This is a genomic window from Anaerotignum sp. MB30-C6, assembly GCF_030908465.1.
In the GTDB taxonomy this organism is placed as follows: Bacteria; Bacillota; Clostridia; order Lachnospirales; family Anaerotignaceae; genus Chakrabartyella.
On record NZ_CP133078.1, the window covers coordinates 1,388,768 to 1,404,808 of the forward strand.

22 protein-coding genes and 2 pseudogenes are annotated in these 16,041 nt (G+C 40.4%); 17 read left to right on the forward strand and 7 right to left on the reverse strand.

Annotated elements, in window-relative coordinates:
- The first annotated feature begins 6 nt into the window (after nt 1–6).
- Entirely contained in the window at nt 7–348 is a 342-nt protein-coding gene (locus RBQ60_RS07050) for a DUF3852 domain-containing protein (RefSeq protein ID WP_307885844.1), read from the forward strand.
- A gap of 170 nt (nt 349–518) precedes the next feature.
- Here the strand turns inward: RBQ60_RS07050 and RBQ60_RS07055 are convergent, their stop codons facing one another.
- From RBQ60_RS07055 to RBQ60_RS07085, 7 genes are all read right to left on the reverse strand, one after another.
- Nucleotides 519–1,241: a DUF5131 family protein gene (locus tag RBQ60_RS07055; protein WP_307885845.1), complete on the reverse strand. Its 723-nt coding sequence runs from the start codon at nt 1,239–1,241 to the stop codon at nt 519–521.
- 55 nt (nt 1,242–1,296) lie between these two features.
- A complete protein-coding gene (locus RBQ60_RS07060) occupies nt 1,297–1,503 on the reverse strand; it encodes a hypothetical protein (RefSeq protein ID WP_307885846.1) in 207 nt (68 codons plus the stop codon).
- Nucleotides 1,504–1,568: 65 nt separating this feature from the next.
- Nucleotides 1,569–2,039: a VOC family protein gene (locus RBQ60_RS07065; protein ID WP_307885847.1), complete on the reverse strand. Its 471-nt coding sequence runs from the start codon at nt 2,037–2,039 to the stop codon at nt 1,569–1,571.
- 2 nt (nt 2,040–2,041) lie between these two features.
- Nucleotides 2,042–2,929 (reverse strand): helix-turn-helix domain-containing protein, encoded by an 888-nt coding sequence (locus tag RBQ60_RS07070; RefSeq protein WP_307885848.1) that lies wholly within the window; start codon nt 2,927–2,929, stop codon nt 2,042–2,044.
- A 314-nt stretch (nt 2,930–3,243) separates the two neighbouring features.
- Nucleotides 3,244–3,939 carry an MBL fold metallo-hydrolase gene (locus tag RBQ60_RS07075; RefSeq protein ID WP_307885849.1) on the reverse strand — a complete coding sequence of 232 codons (696 nt, stop codon included), beginning with the start codon at nt 3,937–3,939 and terminating at the stop codon, nt 3,244–3,246.
- Nucleotides 3,940–4,192: 253 nt separating this feature from the next.
- A complete protein-coding gene (locus RBQ60_RS07080) occupies nt 4,193–5,383 on the reverse strand; it encodes an IS256 family transposase (protein ID WP_307884227.1) in 1,191 nt (396 codons plus the stop codon).
- Nucleotides 5,384–5,625: 242 nt separating this feature from the next.
- The gene (locus RBQ60_RS07085; protein WP_307885850.1) at nt 5,626–6,267 is read right to left on the reverse strand and encodes a Crp/Fnr family transcriptional regulator; all 642 of its coding nucleotides are present in this window, start codon (nt 6,265–6,267) and stop codon (nt 5,626–5,628) included.
- Between the two features lie 112 nt (nt 6,268–6,379).
- Here RBQ60_RS07085 and RBQ60_RS07090 point away from each other — a divergent pair, with 112 nt between their 5' ends.
- The 16 genes and pseudogenes from RBQ60_RS07090 (at nt 6,380) to RBQ60_RS07155 (ending at nt 16,041) form a co-directional block, all read left to right on the forward strand.
- Nucleotides 6,380–6,862, forward strand: a complete 483-nt coding sequence (locus tag RBQ60_RS07090) for a permease (protein WP_307885851.1) — start codon at nt 6,380–6,382, stop codon at nt 6,860–6,862.
- Nucleotides 6,859–7,572 (forward strand): permease, encoded by a 714-nt coding sequence (locus RBQ60_RS07095; protein ID WP_307885852.1) that lies wholly within the window; start codon nt 6,859–6,861, stop codon nt 7,570–7,572. Before RBQ60_RS07090 ends, RBQ60_RS07095 begins: the two co-directional genes overlap by 4 nt.
- Nucleotides 7,573–7,681: 109 nt before the next feature.
- A complete protein-coding gene (locus RBQ60_RS07100; RefSeq protein WP_307885853.1) occupies nt 7,682–7,996 on the forward strand; it encodes a cupin domain-containing protein in 315 nt (104 codons plus the stop codon).
- 39 nt (nt 7,997–8,035) lie between these two features.
- The gene (rd, locus tag RBQ60_RS07105) at nt 8,036–8,200 is read left to right on the forward strand and encodes a rubredoxin (protein WP_307885854.1); all 165 of its coding nucleotides are present in this window, start codon (nt 8,036–8,038) and stop codon (nt 8,198–8,200) included.
- 19 nt (nt 8,201–8,219) lie between these two features.
- Complete coding sequence (hcp, locus tag RBQ60_RS07110) at nt 8,220–9,851, forward strand: hydroxylamine reductase (protein ID WP_307885855.1); 1,632 nt, start codon at nt 8,220–8,222, stop codon at nt 9,849–9,851.
- A 354-nt stretch (nt 9,852–10,205) separates the two neighbouring features.
- Complete coding sequence (locus tag RBQ60_RS07115; RefSeq protein ID WP_226903835.1) at nt 10,206–10,571, forward strand: DUF134 domain-containing protein; 366 nt, start codon at nt 10,206–10,208, stop codon at nt 10,569–10,571.
- 108 nt (nt 10,572–10,679) lie between these two features.
- Nucleotides 10,680–11,342: a rubredoxin gene (locus RBQ60_RS07120; RefSeq protein ID WP_154262452.1), complete on the forward strand. Its 663-nt coding sequence runs from the start codon at nt 10,680–10,682 to the stop codon at nt 11,340–11,342.
- A 6-nt stretch (nt 11,343–11,348) separates the two neighbouring features.
- Nucleotides 11,349–11,960 (forward strand): annotated as a pseudogene (locus RBQ60_RS15510) (4Fe-4S binding protein); the annotation flags it as partial.
- 39 nt (nt 11,961–11,999) lie between these two features.
- Nucleotides 12,000–12,539: pseudogene (gene rbr / locus RBQ60_RS15515) on the forward strand (rubrerythrin); the annotation flags it as partial.
- 382 nt (nt 12,540–12,921) lie between these two features.
- Nucleotides 12,922–13,146, forward strand: coding sequence for a DUF5320 domain-containing protein (locus RBQ60_RS07130; RefSeq protein ID WP_334307444.1), 225 nt, complete (start codon nt 12,922–12,924; stop codon nt 13,144–13,146).
- 63 nt (nt 13,147–13,209) lie between these two features.
- Nucleotides 13,210–13,578 carry a DUF134 domain-containing protein gene (locus tag RBQ60_RS07135; RefSeq protein ID WP_154262445.1) on the forward strand — a complete coding sequence of 123 codons (369 nt, stop codon included), beginning with the start codon at nt 13,210–13,212 and terminating at the stop codon, nt 13,576–13,578.
- Between the two features lie 5 nt (nt 13,579–13,583).
- Nucleotides 13,584–13,847, forward strand: coding sequence for an iron-sulfur cluster assembly scaffold protein (locus tag RBQ60_RS15325; RefSeq protein WP_331654254.1), 264 nt, complete (start codon nt 13,584–13,586; stop codon nt 13,845–13,847).
- Nucleotides 13,819–13,983 carry an iron-sulfur cluster assembly scaffold protein gene (locus RBQ60_RS15435; RefSeq protein ID WP_334307445.1) on the forward strand — a complete coding sequence of 55 codons (165 nt, stop codon included), beginning with the start codon at nt 13,819–13,821 and terminating at the stop codon, nt 13,981–13,983. The genes RBQ60_RS15325 and RBQ60_RS15435 overlap by 29 nt, the downstream gene beginning before the upstream one ends.
- Nucleotides 13,958–14,326, forward strand: a complete 369-nt coding sequence (locus RBQ60_RS07145) for a NifB/NifX family molybdenum-iron cluster-binding protein (RefSeq protein ID WP_154262440.1) — start codon at nt 13,958–13,960, stop codon at nt 14,324–14,326. Before RBQ60_RS15435 ends, RBQ60_RS07145 begins: the two co-directional genes overlap by 26 nt.
- 1 nt (nt 14,327) lies before the next feature.
- On the forward strand, nt 14,328–15,188 hold the full coding sequence (locus tag RBQ60_RS07150; RefSeq protein ID WP_307885856.1) for an ATP-binding protein: 861 nt from the start codon (nt 14,328–14,330) through the stop codon (nt 15,186–15,188).
- Nucleotides 15,166–16,041 (forward strand): ATP-binding protein, encoded by an 876-nt coding sequence (locus RBQ60_RS07155; protein WP_154262434.1) that lies wholly within the window; start codon nt 15,166–15,168, stop codon nt 16,039–16,041. The genes RBQ60_RS07150 and RBQ60_RS07155 overlap by 23 nt, the downstream gene beginning before the upstream one ends.

Consider the following 16,041-nt stretch of genomic DNA (forward strand, 5'->3'; position numbering starts at 1 on the left):
CAATGTATGAAAAATCATAAAAAGTTAGTAACTGTTCTTGTGGTGGCACTTCTCTTTTGCCTGTTTTGCAGTACTACCGCATTTGCCGCAGGCACAGGCGATGTGGCCGGTGCCATTGAAAGCACTTGGAACGATGCCTCAGGACAGATTAAAACGGTAGTCAACAAGGTAGTATTCCCAGCAATTGACCTCATCTTGGCAGTGTTTTTCTTTGCCAAGCTCGGATTAAGTTACTTTGATTATCGCAAATCAGGTCAGTTTGAGTGGGCGGCCCCGGCTATTTTGTTTGCCTGCTTGGTGTTTACGCTGACGGCTCCGCTATATATTTGGACAATTTTAGGGATGTAGATACAGCAAGAGCCGTTGCATCTAAGTAAGGTGCAACGGCTCAATTTCGTGGCAAGTCAGATTTGATCGTGTAGGTGAACTTAGTCACCAACAGAGGGGTTTCTCATTTGGTTCGTTCAGAACATTCATGAAGTAAAACAGGCAATAATGCTTTACACCATTGAGTTTGATCAAAACAACCTTTTCCCATCTGAAATATCAATACTGAGCTCTTTTGCCACACTGTTTTGCTTAAATGGATTTATTTTTTCCACTACACCGTCACGTTTGAAAAGTGAACCAGTATTTTTAAACCAAAATGTCACTTCTGCTTTTACGCATTGTTCACGGATATTAAGTATCCAATCATAATCGCACATACGGGCCTCTCGCCCTGTTTCGCCACCAATGGTAACATGGTCTATTCCATGAAGATAGGGTGTTAAATCAATCGCTTCTAAAAGTGGGGCGCAAGCAATAAAACGCCGCTTTATCGGATAGGATAAAAAGAGTGGAAGCCTGTAATCGGCTAATTCTTGATTTTCGACAGTACAGCCAATATTCACATTGTCATAGCCTGTACCCCAATCAGGCGGAAGCGATTGGGGAAATCGGTCAATTCGCTTTGTCAAAATCAAAAAATCAATATCTGTTCTTTCCTTGATGATTGCCCAAGCCTCTTTACGCCATTCATCCGCTTCGGGTAGAAAAAAATCAGTCGCAAAGCAGGTCGCAAGAATTTTATTTCCTTTAATGTTATATTCGCCCTTTGCATTTTTCCTTACAGGCCAATCAAATTTATCTGTTTTTTGTATGGTGTTTTGACCGTAGCGTTTCGCATGTGGCCCATAAAAATAGCAGTTTGTGCAGCCATCACTTATTTTGTAACAACCTGTCCATGGCTCCCAGTTCATAGTTTTCCTCCTCTTGGATGGGTGAAGCCGATGATAGAAAAAACGCAGCCGCTTGTCAAATGCAGCGTTTGAACGCCACCGTCTGTGACTTCATGGAGATCTTACCCACCTCGTAGCCGTAGGCGGGCAGCTCCTTCTTAAAGGTTAAAAAGGCATGGTCGATAGTAAAGCCCAGAATCTGTTCAATCTCGGCATAGGTCAGCGTGAAGCTGTTTTCCGTGCGTCGACCTATCGCCTTCCAAAGCGGCTCATATTTACTCATTGCCCGTCTCCTCCGATCTTGTTTGGAATAAAATAGCGGCTTTGCTTCACCAAAGCCGCCGTGTATCACATACCAAAGCCTAACGCATACTGTTTTACGACTTCAAGGGGAAACATTGTGCGCTTGGCAACTTCTTCTTTCGACATGCCCTGATTCAAAAAGCGTTTGATAACCGTATTCATATCCTCTGCAATCTCTACAATGTGCTTGTCTGGGTCATATACCCGAATGTCACGCTGCCCCCACGGGTATTCCTTTATTTCATGCACCCATTGTAAGCTGGATATGCTTTTCATTTCGGCATACACTTTGTCTAAATCTTCTACTTCAAAATAGACTTGAAAGTTGTGTGACTGCTCTTTCACGCTATCGACTGTAATGCCAACAAGTTCGGCATATCCCTGTTGCAGTGAAAAGCCCTCAAATGTTACATGTATGCCAATATCCATGACTGCATTTTGATGAAGCACCTTTTCGTAAAAGTGCTTAGAAGCGGATATGTCCTTAACCGATAAAAGACAACCTTGATATTTCATTTTCAATCCTCCTTTGAGGATATTGTATCGTATATCTCTGTTCCGTCATAGTAAAAATCCGACATTGTTTTCAGATACTTTTGAGGGGTAACACCGCTGATAGCCTTGAAATCTTTATCAAAATGGGCTTGGTCGAAATATCCGGCTTGTTGCGACAACGTTGCAAAGAAGCAAGGCGATGTTTGAATGTGCTTTAAGACATAGTTAAAGCGGGTTAGGCGTGCAAAGTCCTTAATATTCATTCCAATTTGTGTAAGAAACAAGCGATTTAGATGTCGCTCGCTATAACCGGATTGTCGAGCAACTTCTTTCACTTGTATTTGCCCATGACTATCAGAAATCACTGTGGTAGCTAATAACAAAGCATCTGAAATAAGCGGATTTTCCATGCGCCTATATAATATTTTTTCACAAGTATTTACTAACTCTATTGTGGTTTTTGACATTATAAAGGCTTGGCACAGTGAATTGAAAAGCTCATTGTCGATATCCACAAGTGAAAGGCGTTTGTCTGCAAACTCCGCTTGGCTTTGGCGTGTAATCTGATACAAACCATAGGGCGAAAGCTGGATAAGCAGCAGGACATGATAACTATTTGGTTCCATTCCTAACAAAACAGGGGTCAGGGATGCTCCCCATAGTTCAGCAATGACTGCGGTTCCATCAAAGGCAAGCGATAATGTTCCGCAAGCGTTAGGCATAAGCGTATAGTGCGCTGTAAACGTATCTTTCGATGGAAATACAATGTTGTAGTAATGAACATATTTTCTCAGCCCTACATGGGAGGGGAACATATTAAACTGCTTTTCATTTTTAATTATCAAATCGTTCCCCCTTATTTTCAAAGCAAAGTTTTCATCATGTTTATCCGCCGAATCCAAATCAAGCAAATATAAATACACCCCTTCGGGGCGGATTTCTCCTCACTGCCATTTCAAAAAAGTTTTACTCAGTAAATATATGAAATAAGTTTACCATAGCAAAATGGAAGTTTCAATCAATTAAATATAGGCAATAGTGAGGAGTTCGGTGCTATGAAAATTAAAATCCGTTCACCGTCTTTATGCAAGCATTGACTGGACGATACTCGGATTATAGGTAAATCAAGAGGCACTACCTTAAAAAGTAGTGGCTCAATTTCGTGATAAGTCAGATTTTATTGTGCAGGCAAAGTTAAACACTAACAGAGGGTGTGCTAATAATATTAACAATCATATATACCGCCATGATAGCAGATGATGCGATTTGCAACAAGCTTTAATAACTTATCAAACGAACAATCTGCGGCTTCTTTGTCCAATGCAAATTGTGGATTCGCAAGAGCTGGAATCCCACCTTCCAAAACAATTGCGTCGCCGGCAATGAGTGTTTTCATCTTTGATAAATATAGCGAAATATGTCCCGGTGTATGCCCTGGGGTACTTATGATTTCACAACCATCACACCATGGCATGATATCGCCACTATTTATGGTGATATCTACTGGGATAGGTTTCACCAGACGAAGCATGTCAATGAACTGCTTGCCAAACTCTTTTTGCGTCTCAGGTAATATACTTTGCAGCATCTCTGCTTGCTCCAACCTTAATGACTTCAGTGTACCATTGATATAATTTGCTTCTCCTGCACTGGCAACGATTTGTACATGAGGGTATTTCTTCTTTAGATCAAATAGTGAACCCATATGGTCATGATCGTGGTGGGTAATTAGGACTTTTGTAAGTGCGGATGGCTCGATCCCATTGTCCAGTAAAGCGGTTTCAATATTCGGTAGAAACCCCATATATCCGCAATCAATTAGAACAATGTCTTTATCATCTAACAAAACAACGGGGTGAATTTTATCTTCTACCCCGCCAAATTGAAATGATATATCTAATATTATAATTTTATTGTTCATAAAACATTTCCTTTGCAAAATTCAAATACATCCTTAAGGGTAATTATATGCTACTATCGTTTCAAGAAGGCTTTATTTAACAAGTATATGAAACGAGTTTACCACATTAAGGCAACAGCTTCAATCATCAAATTGTAAACGTAGAAAGAACAAGCGCCATTAAAACTAAAACCCATCTACCATCCTTTCGCAAGGATACTGGTAGTGTCAATAATTATGCGCAAATTGGTTTGCAGTCTCTGAGATAAAAAAGTCATCCGGCGATATAAGCGTCTTCAACAGTCGACTCCAGATGCTTCATATTCATATACTTCTTATTGCCCCACTGCGTACCGGCTACATGTCGTAAGCGGGCGCAGACTAGCATCAAGGCCGAGTTGCCGTCAGGAAAGCAGCCAACCACACGGGTGCGCCTGCGAATTTCTCTGTTCAGCCGTTCTATCACGTTGTTGGTGCGGATTCTTGTCCAGTGCTCCGAGGGGAAGTCAGCGTAGGTCAGCGTTTCCTCAATGCCGTCCTCCACTTTTTTAGCTGCCTCCTTGAGCTTCATTTCTTTGAGTGCGGCAACTACGTCCTTGGCCTTCGCTCTAGCGGCAGCTTTGCTCTCCTGGGCATGAATGGCCTTGAGCATTTTAGCTACTAGTTTCCCCTTGGTGCGTGGCACGACAGAAAATACATTTCGATAGAAATGCACGGTACAACGTTGGTATTTGGCTTCTGGAAACACTTCACCAACGGCCTCTAGCATTCCCAAACACTTATCACCAACGATGAGGTTCACCCCGTTTAAACCTCGGCTTTTTAGCCACTGAAAGAAGCTGACCCAGCTGGCCTTGTCCTCTTTCATCCCTTCGGAAGCACCTAAAATTTCACGGTAACCATCCTCGTTAACTGCAATCGCTACCAGAATGGCCACATTTTCAAATTCACCGCCCCAGTTGCGACGCAGGTAGATGCCGTCCACATAGACATACGGATAGCGCCCGCCCTGTAACGGACGGTTGCGCCAGTCTTCGATATGTATATAGGCTTTTTTGTTTAGCTCGCTAATGGTGGAAGGTGATACCTTGCTGCCCCACAGCGCTTCTGTGATATCCTCCACACGGCGCACAGAGACGCCGGCAAGATACATCTCGATGAGCGCTTCTTCCACGCTGCTTTCCCTGCGGCGATACCGCTCAATGATGGCTGTTTCAAACGAGATTCCCTTGAGTCGGGGCACATTAAGCGTAACGTCGCCAGATGTGGTGGTAAGGTTTCGACTGTAATGGCCGCTGCGATAGCCTTGCCGTTCCTCACTGCGCTCGTAACGAGCTACCTGGGTCAGCTTCTCCGCTTCGGCCTCCAGCAGGCCGTTAAGTGTTTCTTCCACGCTGCCTCGAACCAATTCCTTGATTTGCCCCTTGATTACTTCCTCGTTTAACTGTACAATTTTTTCGGACATGGTTTGCTGTCTCCTTTCAGAATGGTGTGTTGCAACTTTATTCTAACAAAGACTGCAAACCTTGTCTCTTTTTATGCCTTTTCAAATTTGCGCAATTTATTGTACCTTATCAGGATACTCTGGACTATACTTGGATTATGATGGTGAAATAAAAAGTGGGCGACCCGGCCAATGGAGGCGAGGTTGCCCACACTTTCGATATAATCAAGGTTAACTTTGGTAAGGCTTCATACTAAGGTATGTCATTTTTTTATTGCAATTGTACGGTTATTAATTTCAATAATACCTTCCTCTTTTAATTTTTTAAGCTCTCTGAACAAAGAAAGTCTTTGTACACCTAAATAATCTGCCAGTTGTCTTTTACTAATTGGAAGCAGAATTACTGAAGACTTCTGTATGATGGTTTGCTGTTTCAGATAATTCATAATATTTTCTCGAAGTGTTCTTTGTGTAAACATTGCTATCTTCTGATTTATTCCTTGCGAATTTTGTGAGATTGACTTTATATAATGCAATGTAAAATTGTAGTCGTGCAAGAGTCCTAATACAGCATTTATGTTAATGTGGACAATTTGACAATCAGTAAGACAATAGATATTAAGAGGATAACTGTGGTTTTCACCAAATAATAAATTTGCTCCTATCACACTTCCTTTGCTAAATTCAAACATTGTAGTTGATGAACCATTAGTTGATAAAGAATACGCAACCAAACTTCCTGACAATACAATATCCAATGTTCTACAAGTTTCATTTGCATTATGAACGGTTACACCCTTCGAATAGTGTTTTTTATAAATATGATTATCTGCCAATAGTTTTTCTAATTCAGATTTCTTTACAGCTGAAAATAATGAAATATTTTGTAAAATGTCAATATTCATGTGAATTACTCCTCCATCTAAAAACATTATATTAAAAAGATACATTGGTGTCTATTTGAGAATGATAAACTGCGTTATAATTTTATTATTACAAAAAGAATGGAGGATTTGTATGGATATTTTTACAGTAGCAATGTGGATAGGAACGATCGTATTCCTTTTGATTTCCTTAAAAAAAGATAAAGCTAAGACATTGAAAGCACTAAAAATGGCATTTGGTATGGGCAAGGGTATGCTGGGAAGTATCTTATCAATTATTTTTTTGATTGGTTTAATTCTAACAATATTACCGCCTGAGAATATTGCCAAATTTGTGGGAGGTCAATCATTGCTCATAGCAACAGTGGGTTCAGCGGCATTTGGAACAGTAACTCTGATTCCTGCCTTTATTGCTTTTCCCCTTGTCGGTACACTGGTTGATGCCGGGGTTAGTATTGTTCCTTCCGTCGCATTTTTAACTACACTTACTATGGTAGGGGTCGTAACATTCCCGCTTGAAAAGCGAGAATTTGGGTTTAAATTTACTGCTATCAGAAATGGATTAAGCTTTTTGTTTGCAATAATTATCGCTATGGTAATGGGGGTGATTGTATGAAAATCATAAAAAAAGCAAAAGATAATATTTTCTTGATAGTGGTCGCAGCTGCCTATATCCTGATGTTTATAATTAAACCAGATATGGGTGTTATATCAATTAAGAACAGTTTCTATTACATTAAAGAAATGCTTATGATAATGCCGGTGATATTTGTTCTTACGGCGCTTTTGGATACATGGGTTGCAAAAGAAAAAATCACCAAGTACTTAGGAAAAGAATCCAAAGTTAAAGGTATCATATTGTCGTTCGTTTTAGGCAGCATATCTGCGGGACCGATATATGCAGCATTTCCTATGTGTGTCATGCTCCACAAAAAGGGAGCTTCAGTACGAAACTTAGTTATTATTTTAAGCGCCTGGGCGGTAATAAAGGTTCCTATGCTTTTAAACGAAGCAAAATTTTTGGGAATAAAGTTTATGGCAATCCGTTGGGTGTTAACTGTAATTGCGATAGTAGTATTTTCGTGGATTGCTGCAAAAATTGTTAAGGACGAAGATATAGTACAGAAAGAAGAAAAAGCAAGTGGACTTACATTAAAAAGAGAATCTTGTATGGGCTGTACATTATGTACTAAAAATTATCCTGAGTTTTTTGGTATGCAAGGTAAAAAAGCATATATAAAATCTTTTGACTCTGAAATAGACAAAGAAAGGCTTATACAAACAATATTGGCTTGCCCTGTCAGAGCCATTGATTATATTGAATAAAAATTAAATAAATAATTAATTTTGTTGCAAATACAACATACATTTCTTTGCATGAGTTGTATAATTTAACCACATAATTTTAAACTATAACAAAAATGAGGTATACAAAATGATTGAGCAAATCTATGAAATGTCAATTGAAGATGATAAAGCGGTTGAAAGAGTAATTCAGGATGAAAATATTCATTATATTCATATGGTCTTTAATAAGGATGAAGGCCTCCCAGAACATTTTTCGAACTCGAACGTTTATATGACAGTGGTAAGAGGGATTTTATCTATTGGGCTAAATGACCAAGAAGTTCACCAATATGATAAAGGAACTCTTTTAAAAATTCCTGTTAATACGAAGATGAATGTAAAAAATTCATCTAATAACATATTAGAGTTAATAGTTGTAAAAGCACCTGCACCTCTAAAATAGTAAAATATTGTATAAAAATGTTGAAAGGAGAAACGCAGAATGTTAAAATATATATGTATCCCATGCGGATATATCTATGACCCACAAACAGGTGATCCAGATAGTGGAATAGCCCCGGGAACTGCTTTTGAAGATATCCCTGATGATTGGGTTTGTCCAATTTGTTTTGTGGGTAAAGATGAATTCGAACCCGTTAAGGAATAATCTGAAGGAGGGAACGATTATGAGTATGTTTTGTTATCAATGTCAAGAAACTGCAAAAGGTACCGGTTGTGAGGTAAGAGGCGTATGTGGCAAAAATGAGGAAGTTGCAAAATTGCAAGACTTACTGATTTATGTTACAAAAGGGATTTCTGAAATTGTTATAAAAGGCAAACTGGATGTTAAATCCATAAGCGAAGTAAATCATCAAGTTTTAAAAAGCCTTTTTATCACCATTACAAATGCTAATTTTGATGACGGTGCAATCGAAAATCAAATCTATAAAATGATTGGCTTAAGAAACGAGTTGAAAAAACAGATTTCTGGTGTTAACCTTGGTGATGCAGCGGAGTTTGAAGTAAGCGATAGAGCGTCTATGTTAGACAAAGCATCTAAAGTAGGTGTTCTTTCAACCGAAAATGAAGATGTTCGTTCTCTTAGAGAAATGATTATCTATGGTTTGAAAGGTATGGCGGCATATACCCATCACGCTCTTAATATCGGAAAAGAAGATATTGCTATCAGTGCATTTATTTATGAAGCACTTGCGTCAACCCTTGATGATTCGTTGTCTGCAGATGATCTTGTGGCATTAACATTAAAGACAGGCGAGTTTGGCGTGAAGGCCATGGCACTGTTAGATGAAGCCAATACCTCTAAATATGGAAATCCTGAAATAACCAGCGTTAATATTGGGGTAAGAAACAATCCTGCCATTCTGATTTCAGGCCATGATCTCACTGATTTAGAGCAACTACTGGAACAAACCAAGGGTACTGGTATTGATGTTTATACACATAGTGAAATGCTTCCTGCACATTACTATCCTTTCTTCAAGAAGTATGACAATTTTGCAGGAAATTACGGCGGTTCATGGTGGCAGCAAGTTACCGAATTCGAAACCTTTAATGGACCAATCTTGTTTACTACAAACTGCATCGTACCTCCAAGAAGCGAAGAAATCAGGAAAAAAATTTTTACTTCCGGTGCATCAGGCTATCCCGGATGTCCTCATATCACAGCTGACGAAAATGGCAAAAAAGATTTTACTGAAATTATTGCGATGGCAAAGCAGTGTAAGCCTCCTGTAGAAATTGAATCAGGCAATATTGTTGGCGGTTTTGCTCACAACCAAGTTTTTGCTCTTGCAGACAAAGTAGTTGATGCAGTAAAATCAGGTGCAATTAAGAAGTTTTTCGTCATGGCAGGCTGTGATGGCAGAATGAAATCTCGTGAGTATTACACTGAGTTTGCAAAAAAACTGCCTAAGGGTACAGTTATTCTTACAGCGGGATGTGCAAAGTACCGTTACAATAAACTTGAGTTAGGAGATATTGGTGGTATTCCAAGAGTTCTTGATGCTGGCCAATGTAATGATTCCTACTCTCTTGCAGTAATCGCATTGAAGCTGAAAGAAATATTTGAACTTGAGGATGTTAACGATCTGCCGATTGCATATAATATTGCTTGGTATGAGCAAAAAGCGGTAATAGTATTACTTGCGTTACTTTATTTAGGTGTGAAGAATATTCACCTTGGTCCGACTCTACCAGGATTTTTATCGCCTAATGTTGCAAAGGTCCTTGTTGAAAAGTTTGGCATTGCAGGTATCGGACAAGTTGAAGATGATATCAAGTTATTTATGGGAAAATAATCGGTACTGATGTTTTAAATGAACGGCAAAGATTCTGGTTGGAAATCGGAATCTTTGCCTTTTTATATTTAGAAATAAATTTGTCACTACCCATATGCAAGGATACTCTGGACAATACTTGGATTATAATGTGAAAGCAAGAGCCGTTACATCAAGATAAAGATGCAACGGTTCAATTCAATAGTGTAGTTGATACTAAATATAACATAACCTTTGCGACTACTCGTACCTCTCATACATCCAAAAGTGTAGCAATCTTGCTATATTTGCTCTTAAACCTATTGATTATTTTGTAGAATAATGTATAATAAGAGCAATAAAAGGCATATGCCATTAACCAAAGAGGTGATTTCAGTGGCAAGACCATGTAAACAGCGACGCATTTGCGCAATGCCCGGCTGCGAACGCTTTGGACCTCAAGATGATATAGCTGCCGACCGTCCAAGCATTAAAATGACAATAGATGAGTTTGAAAGCATTCGCTTGATTGATTTGGAGGGAATGACGCAGGAGCAGTGTGCCGAGCAAATGAATATTGCCAGAACGACTGCACAGACAGTCTATAACAGTGCCCGATTGAAGCTGGCACAGTGCCTTGTCAACACAAAGCAGCTTCATATTCAAGGGGGAAATTTTGTTCTCTGTGATGGAAATGCAGATAAATGCAGGTGCAGCTGCCCTCGCAAACAGGGCTGTAAGCACAAAAATAACTTAAAATAGCTTTACAAGTAAATTAAATCAGTAATTGTTATCAGTTGAGTGACAGTGTCACAGAACAAATTGTTGCAAGCTGATACCATATAAATAAAAAAACAGGAGGTTGAGGCAATGAAAAAATATGTGTGCATGATTTGCGGCTATGTCTATGATGAAGCAGCTGGCATTCCCATCGCCGGAATTGCACCCGGAACCAAGTGGGAAGATTTACCCGAGGACTGGGTCTGTCCCCTTTGCGGTGCGGCAAAATCAGACTTTAAGGAGCAGACAGCAACTTCGGCAGCTGTGTCAAAAGCCGCAGAGGTCGAGGAAAGCGATGAGTTGCGAAAGCTCTCTGTCGGTGAATTGTCCTCACTGTGCTCCAATTTAGCAAGGGGCTGTGAAAAACAGTATCTTGCAGAGGAGTCTGCACTTTTTACACAGCTGTCCGATTATTTTAAATCAAAAACACCTGCTACAGAGCATGATAGCCACCAAGCACTGTATGAACTTGTACAAAAGGACTTGAATGAGGGCTTTATCAAGGCAAATGCAGCTGCCGGTGCAAATGCCGACAGAGGCGCTCTTCGTGCCTTGGCTTGGAGCGAAAAGGTATCTCGCATTTTAAACTCTATTCTAAGCCGCTATGAAAAAGATGGTGACGAATTCCTTGTTAATACCAATGTTTATGTATGTGAAACCTGTGGTTTTATTTATGTAGGTGACGTGGCTCCGGCACTTTGCCCGGTGTGCAAGGTTCCCAGCTGGAAAATTGTGAAAGTGGAAAGGAGGTAACCCATTATGAAAAAGATTGCAGTAAGAAATATTCGCCTTTGCACAAAGGACTGTCTTTGCCTTTATGTATGTCCCACAGGAGCTACTGATACAGAAAACAGTATTATTGACGTGAATAAATGCATTGGCTGTGGCGTATGTGCCAATGCCTGCCCTTCAGGGGCAATTTCTATGGTGCCTGTGGAGTATCCTCCTCAGCAACCCAAGAAAAACAGCGTGGCAAATACACTAACCGAGCTTGCTGAAAGCAAAGCCATTCAAGAAAAGGCTGCCTTGCAAATTGCAGAGAATACAGATAATACCGTGCTTCGTCAGTTGGCGGAAGCTATTGCAAAAGCTAACCGCTTAATGAGCGAAGATTTGCTCCGTGAATCAGGCTTTATGCTGCCTCAAAGCGAAAACACACATACATTGTTGCAGTCCTTGCTGGACAACCCTCCTTTCGATGACTTTCCAAGTGAGGCTGTCCGTAAGTTGCTTGACAAAATACCGAACAATGAAAAAAAGACAAATAATATGGAGGATAAAGAAATGGAAAAATGGCGTTGTAACGTATGCGGATATATTCATGAGGGTCCGTTGCCAGAATATTTCAAGTGCCCACGCTGTAAGCAGCCCGCTTCTGTATTTGTAAAGGTTGAGGAAGAAACTGTCGCAGCAGAAAACCCATATGCAGGCACAAAAACAGAGAAAAACCTTGCTGAAGCCTTTGCAGGTGAAAGTCAGGCTCGTAATAAGTATACTTATTTTGCAAGTATTGCACAGCGTGAGGGTTACGATCAGCTTTCTGAGCTTTTCTTAAAAACTGCACGCAATGAGCAGGAGCACGCACGCATTTGGTTTGAGGAGCTTGGACATCTGGGCAAGACCGCACAGAATCTTCTTGCTGCTGCCGAGGGCGAAAACTATGAGTGGACAGATATGTACGACCGTATGGCAAAGGATGCCGATGCGGAAGGCTTCCACGATTTAGCAGAGCGTTTTCGCAAGGTTGGCGCAATTGAGAAAGCCCACGAGGAGCGTTACCGTGCTCTGCTTAAAAATGTGGAGATGCAGCAGGTATTTGAAAAGGGTGAGCAGACCATGTGGGAATGCCGTATCTGCGGACACTTGGTTATGGGTACAAAGGCACCTGAGGTTTGCCCTGTCTGCAAATATGCACAAAGCTATTTTGAAGTTAGAAAAGAGAACTATTAAAAGTTCTACTCAAAACAAAATTAAAGTGACAAAAGCCGTCTGAAATTTTCAGGCGGCTTTTACCGTCTTTACTTGAGGATTGACTGGACTATATTGGGTCTATAAAGTTCAAGAGCTACAACACTGTTGGTGTAGTGACACCACGCATAATCTTTATTATTAGAACCTTCAAAATAGCTAAGGATTTAGCTTGTATTTTTGCCACCAACTCGCAAAAATATTAATCAAAACTATAGATTGGCAGCTTTTTAATTATTTCAAAAAGTTATTGACATATGCCACAAACGATGTATAATAAGAATAGATGGCATATGTCAGAAACTATAAGGAGGTGAATAACATGCCAAGAAGGGATGGAACCGGTCCGATGGGTGCTGGATCAATGACTGGAAGAGGTTTAGGACTTTGCACAGGTGCTAATGCAGTAAAGTATGGAGCTGGTCTTGGAATGGGATTGGGTCTTGGACTTGCTTGTAGACGCGGTTTCGGTAGAGGTTTTGCGGTTAATCAGACCTCCTCAAAAACACAAAAAGAGCTACTCCAAGAACAGAAAACCATGTTGCAATATCGACTGACAGTTATTGATAAGCAATTAGAGAACCTATAACGGGAATCAGAGGTAACCGGAGGACGCTCTGGTTATTTCTGATTAGGATGGAGGTGATAAGTTATGGCAAGACCTATGAAGTGGAGAAAAGTTTGCTGTTTACCCGAGAGCAATAGATTTGGGCCTCTTGATTCACCTGCGGATGTAGAAAACTATGTAATTATGACCGTTGACGAGTATGAAACCATAAGGCTTATTGATCTGGAAGGCTTTACACAGGAAGAATGCGCCAAGCAAATGAATGTGGCTCGCAGTACTGTTCAAGGTATTTATATTGAGGCCAGAAAAAAGGTGGCTGAATCGTTAGTTAATGGAAAGGTACTCTCAATTGAGGGTGGTGAATACCAGCTTTGTGATGGATTGGGTAACGGTTGTGGTCGCGGATGCCATAGGCATAGGCGTGGTCGATGTTTTACAGATGATGAGGATTAAGGTGATTGATTATATATTCGGAAAAAGTAATGGAACATTTTATGTGCCCCCAAAATGTTCATAGTATGCCCGATGCAGATGCCGAAGGAAGCTACGGAGATCCTGCCTGTGGGGATTATCTGACCTTTTATTTAAAGGTGAAAGATAGCCGCATAGAGAAAATCAGCTATCTTGTATTTGGGTGTTGTGCTTCAATTGCAACGTCCAGCATGACATCGGTATTAGCATTTAGAGGAAGCGTTGAACATCACAGAAGAGGATATTGTTAGGGCATTAGACGGTCTTCCTGAAAAAAAGCTCCACTGTTCAAATTTAGGTGTGAGCGCACTACGTAATTCAATTAATAATTATCTAATCAAAAATAGAATGGAGAATTTTTATGAAAATAGCAATTCCAGTAGATGAAAAAAGTTTAAAATCTAATGTATGTATATCTTTTGGGCGTGCCCCATATTTCCTTTTCTATGACACAGTGAAAAAGGAAAGCTATTACCTTGATAATACCGCTGTTGCCAGCCAGGGTGGAGCCGGAATTAGAGCAGCACAGGTAATTGCAGATCATGGAGTTAAAGCATTGCTGACTCCACGTTGCGGTGAAAACGCTGAAAAAGTTCTACGCAATGCAGAGGTATTGGTATATAAATCAATACTCGGAACAGCACAGGAAAACATTGACGCATATACAAGCGAACAAGTTAATTTACTAAGCGATTTTCATGCCGGATTTCATGGACACGGAGGTAATTAATATGAAAATCGCTGTCCTAAGTGGCAAGGGCGGCACAGGAAAAACGCTGGTATCGGTGAACTTAGCTGCAGTAGCGAAAACATCAACATATATTGATTGTGATGTTGAAGAGCCAAATGGGCATTTGTTTCTTAAGCCTAAAGGAGTTCAAGAGGAAGAAATATCAGTGAAAGTTCCAAATGTGAATCATGAACTGTGTAATGGCTGCCGCAAATGTGTTGATTTCTGCAAATTCAATGCCCTTGCCTATATTAAAAATAATTTAATCGTCTTTGACGATGTATGCCACTCTTGCGGCGGCTGCATCTTGGTTTGCCCTGAAAAGGCACTATCAGAGAAAGAAAAAGTAATCGGAAAAGTTCAAAAAGGAATTTCCGGTGAGATGACGGTATGGACAGGAATATTGAACACCGGTGAGGCTTCTGGCATTCCTATCATACAAAAGTTGCTTGCTGAAGAGAATTCTCAGGCAGATCAGCTGACTTTTATTGACTGCCCTCCCGGAAGCGCCTGTATCGTAATGGAAAGCATTAAAGATGCAGATTATTGTGTATTAGTAGCTGAACCCACATTGTTTGGTGTTCACAACCTCAACATGGTATATGAGCTGGTCAAGTTATTTAATAGGCCTTTCGGGGTTGTCCTTAACAAATGTTTGGAAGAAGAAAACCCGGCGGAGAGGTTCTGCTCAGAAAAGAATATTAAGATTTTAGGTAGGATTCCATTTGAAAACGAATTGGGAACATTGAATTCGAATGCAGAGATCGCTATAAATAAAAATCAAAAATATCGCGAACTGTTTTCTACCCTGCTTGATACGGTGACAAAGGAGGTGCAGCATGAAACAACTACTAATCCTTAGTGGAAAAGGCGGCACCGGAAAGACAACCATAGCAAGTGCGTTTATAAAGCTTGCTGATGCCAAGTCATATGCCGATTGTGATGTAGATGCACCTAACTTGCACCTCATTACCGGATGGAATGTTGAACCGAAAAAGACAGACTATTACGGGTTGCCAAAAGCAGAAATAAATTCAGAGTTATGTACCCAATGCGATCAGTGCAGGCAAAACTGCCGATTTGACGCGATCAAAGCAGAGTCGCACTATAAGGTAGATCCTTTTGCATGTGAAGGCTGCGGCGTTTGCGCATATGTTTGTCCTGCGGAAGCGATAACTTTGGTACCGGCAGTGGCCGGAGAGCTGATGCTGTATTCTGATAGGGAAAAAGTGTTTTCAACGGCACAGCTTAAAATGGGCAGTGGTACCTCTGGAATGCTTGTCACTGAGGTAAAAAAACAAATGAAGTCGGCAGCAGTTGATACTGGGCTGGCCATTATTGATGGATCTCCCGGAATAGGCTGTCCTGTCATTGCATCACTTAGTGGCGTGGATATGGTTTTAATAGTCGCAGAACCTTCCATATCAGGTATCAGCGATATGGAGCGCATTATAACAACAGCGGCGAAATTCGGAACCAAGACAGCAGTATGTATAAACAAATATGATGCCAATATTGTAAACACAGAGAAGATTGAAGAGTTTTGTAATAAACAAGGTCTTCCTTATATCGGCAGTATACCCTTTGACTCAAACGCAGTTAAAGCCATTAATAATAGCCAAACCATAGTAGACATAGACTGCACATCGGGGACGGCGGTTAAAGAGGTTTATCGCAAGACAATGAATCTACTTTTTGAAAAAAGTGGTGGCTAA

Coding starts and splice junctions, on each gene's coding strand:
- RBQ60_RS07050 (WP_307885844.1), top strand. CDS start 7: ATGAAAAATCATAAAAAGTTAGTAACTGTTCTTGTGGTGGCACTTCTC.
- RBQ60_RS07055 (WP_307885845.1), bottom strand. CDS start 1,241: ATGAACTGGGAGCCATGGACAGGTTGTTACAAAATAAGTGATGGCTGC.
- RBQ60_RS07060 (WP_307885846.1), bottom strand. CDS start 1,503: ATGAGTAAATATGAGCCGCTTTGGAAGGCGATAGGTCGACGCACGGAA.
- RBQ60_RS07065 (WP_307885847.1), bottom strand. CDS start 2,039: ATGAAATATCAAGGTTGTCTTTTATCGGTTAAGGACATATCCGCTTCT.
- RBQ60_RS07075 (WP_307885849.1), bottom strand. CDS start 3,939: ATGAACAATAAAATTATAATATTAGATATATCATTTCAATTTGGCGGG.
- RBQ60_RS07080 (WP_307884227.1), bottom strand. CDS start 5,383: ATGTCCGAAAAAATTGTACAGTTAAACGAGGAAGTAATCAAGGGGCAA.
- RBQ60_RS07085 (WP_307885850.1), bottom strand. CDS start 6,267: ATGAATATTGACATTTTACAAAATATTTCATTATTTTCAGCTGTAAAG.
- RBQ60_RS07090 (WP_307885851.1), top strand. CDS start 6,380: ATGGATATTTTTACAGTAGCAATGTGGATAGGAACGATCGTATTCCTT.
- RBQ60_RS07095 (WP_307885852.1), top strand. CDS start 6,859: ATGAAAATCATAAAAAAAGCAAAAGATAATATTTTCTTGATAGTGGTC.
- RBQ60_RS07100 (WP_307885853.1), top strand. CDS start 7,682: ATGATTGAGCAAATCTATGAAATGTCAATTGAAGATGATAAAGCGGTT.
- rd (WP_307885854.1), top strand. CDS start 8,036: ATGTTAAAATATATATGTATCCCATGCGGATATATCTATGACCCACAA.
- hcp (WP_307885855.1), top strand. CDS start 8,220: ATGAGTATGTTTTGTTATCAATGTCAAGAAACTGCAAAAGGTACCGGT.
- RBQ60_RS07120 (WP_154262452.1), top strand. CDS start 10,680: ATGAAAAAATATGTGTGCATGATTTGCGGCTATGTCTATGATGAAGCA.
- RBQ60_RS07130 (WP_334307444.1), top strand. CDS start 12,922: ATGACTGGAAGAGGTTTAGGACTTTGCACAGGTGCTAATGCAGTAAAG.
- RBQ60_RS07135 (WP_154262445.1), top strand. CDS start 13,210: ATGGCAAGACCTATGAAGTGGAGAAAAGTTTGCTGTTTACCCGAGAGC.
- RBQ60_RS07145 (WP_154262440.1), top strand. CDS start 13,958: ATGAAAATAGCAATTCCAGTAGATGAAAAAAGTTTAAAATCTAATGTA.
- RBQ60_RS07150 (WP_307885856.1), top strand. CDS start 14,328: ATGAAAATCGCTGTCCTAAGTGGCAAGGGCGGCACAGGAAAAACGCTG.
- RBQ60_RS07155 (WP_154262434.1), top strand. CDS start 15,166: ATGAAACAACTACTAATCCTTAGTGGAAAAGGCGGCACCGGAAAGACA.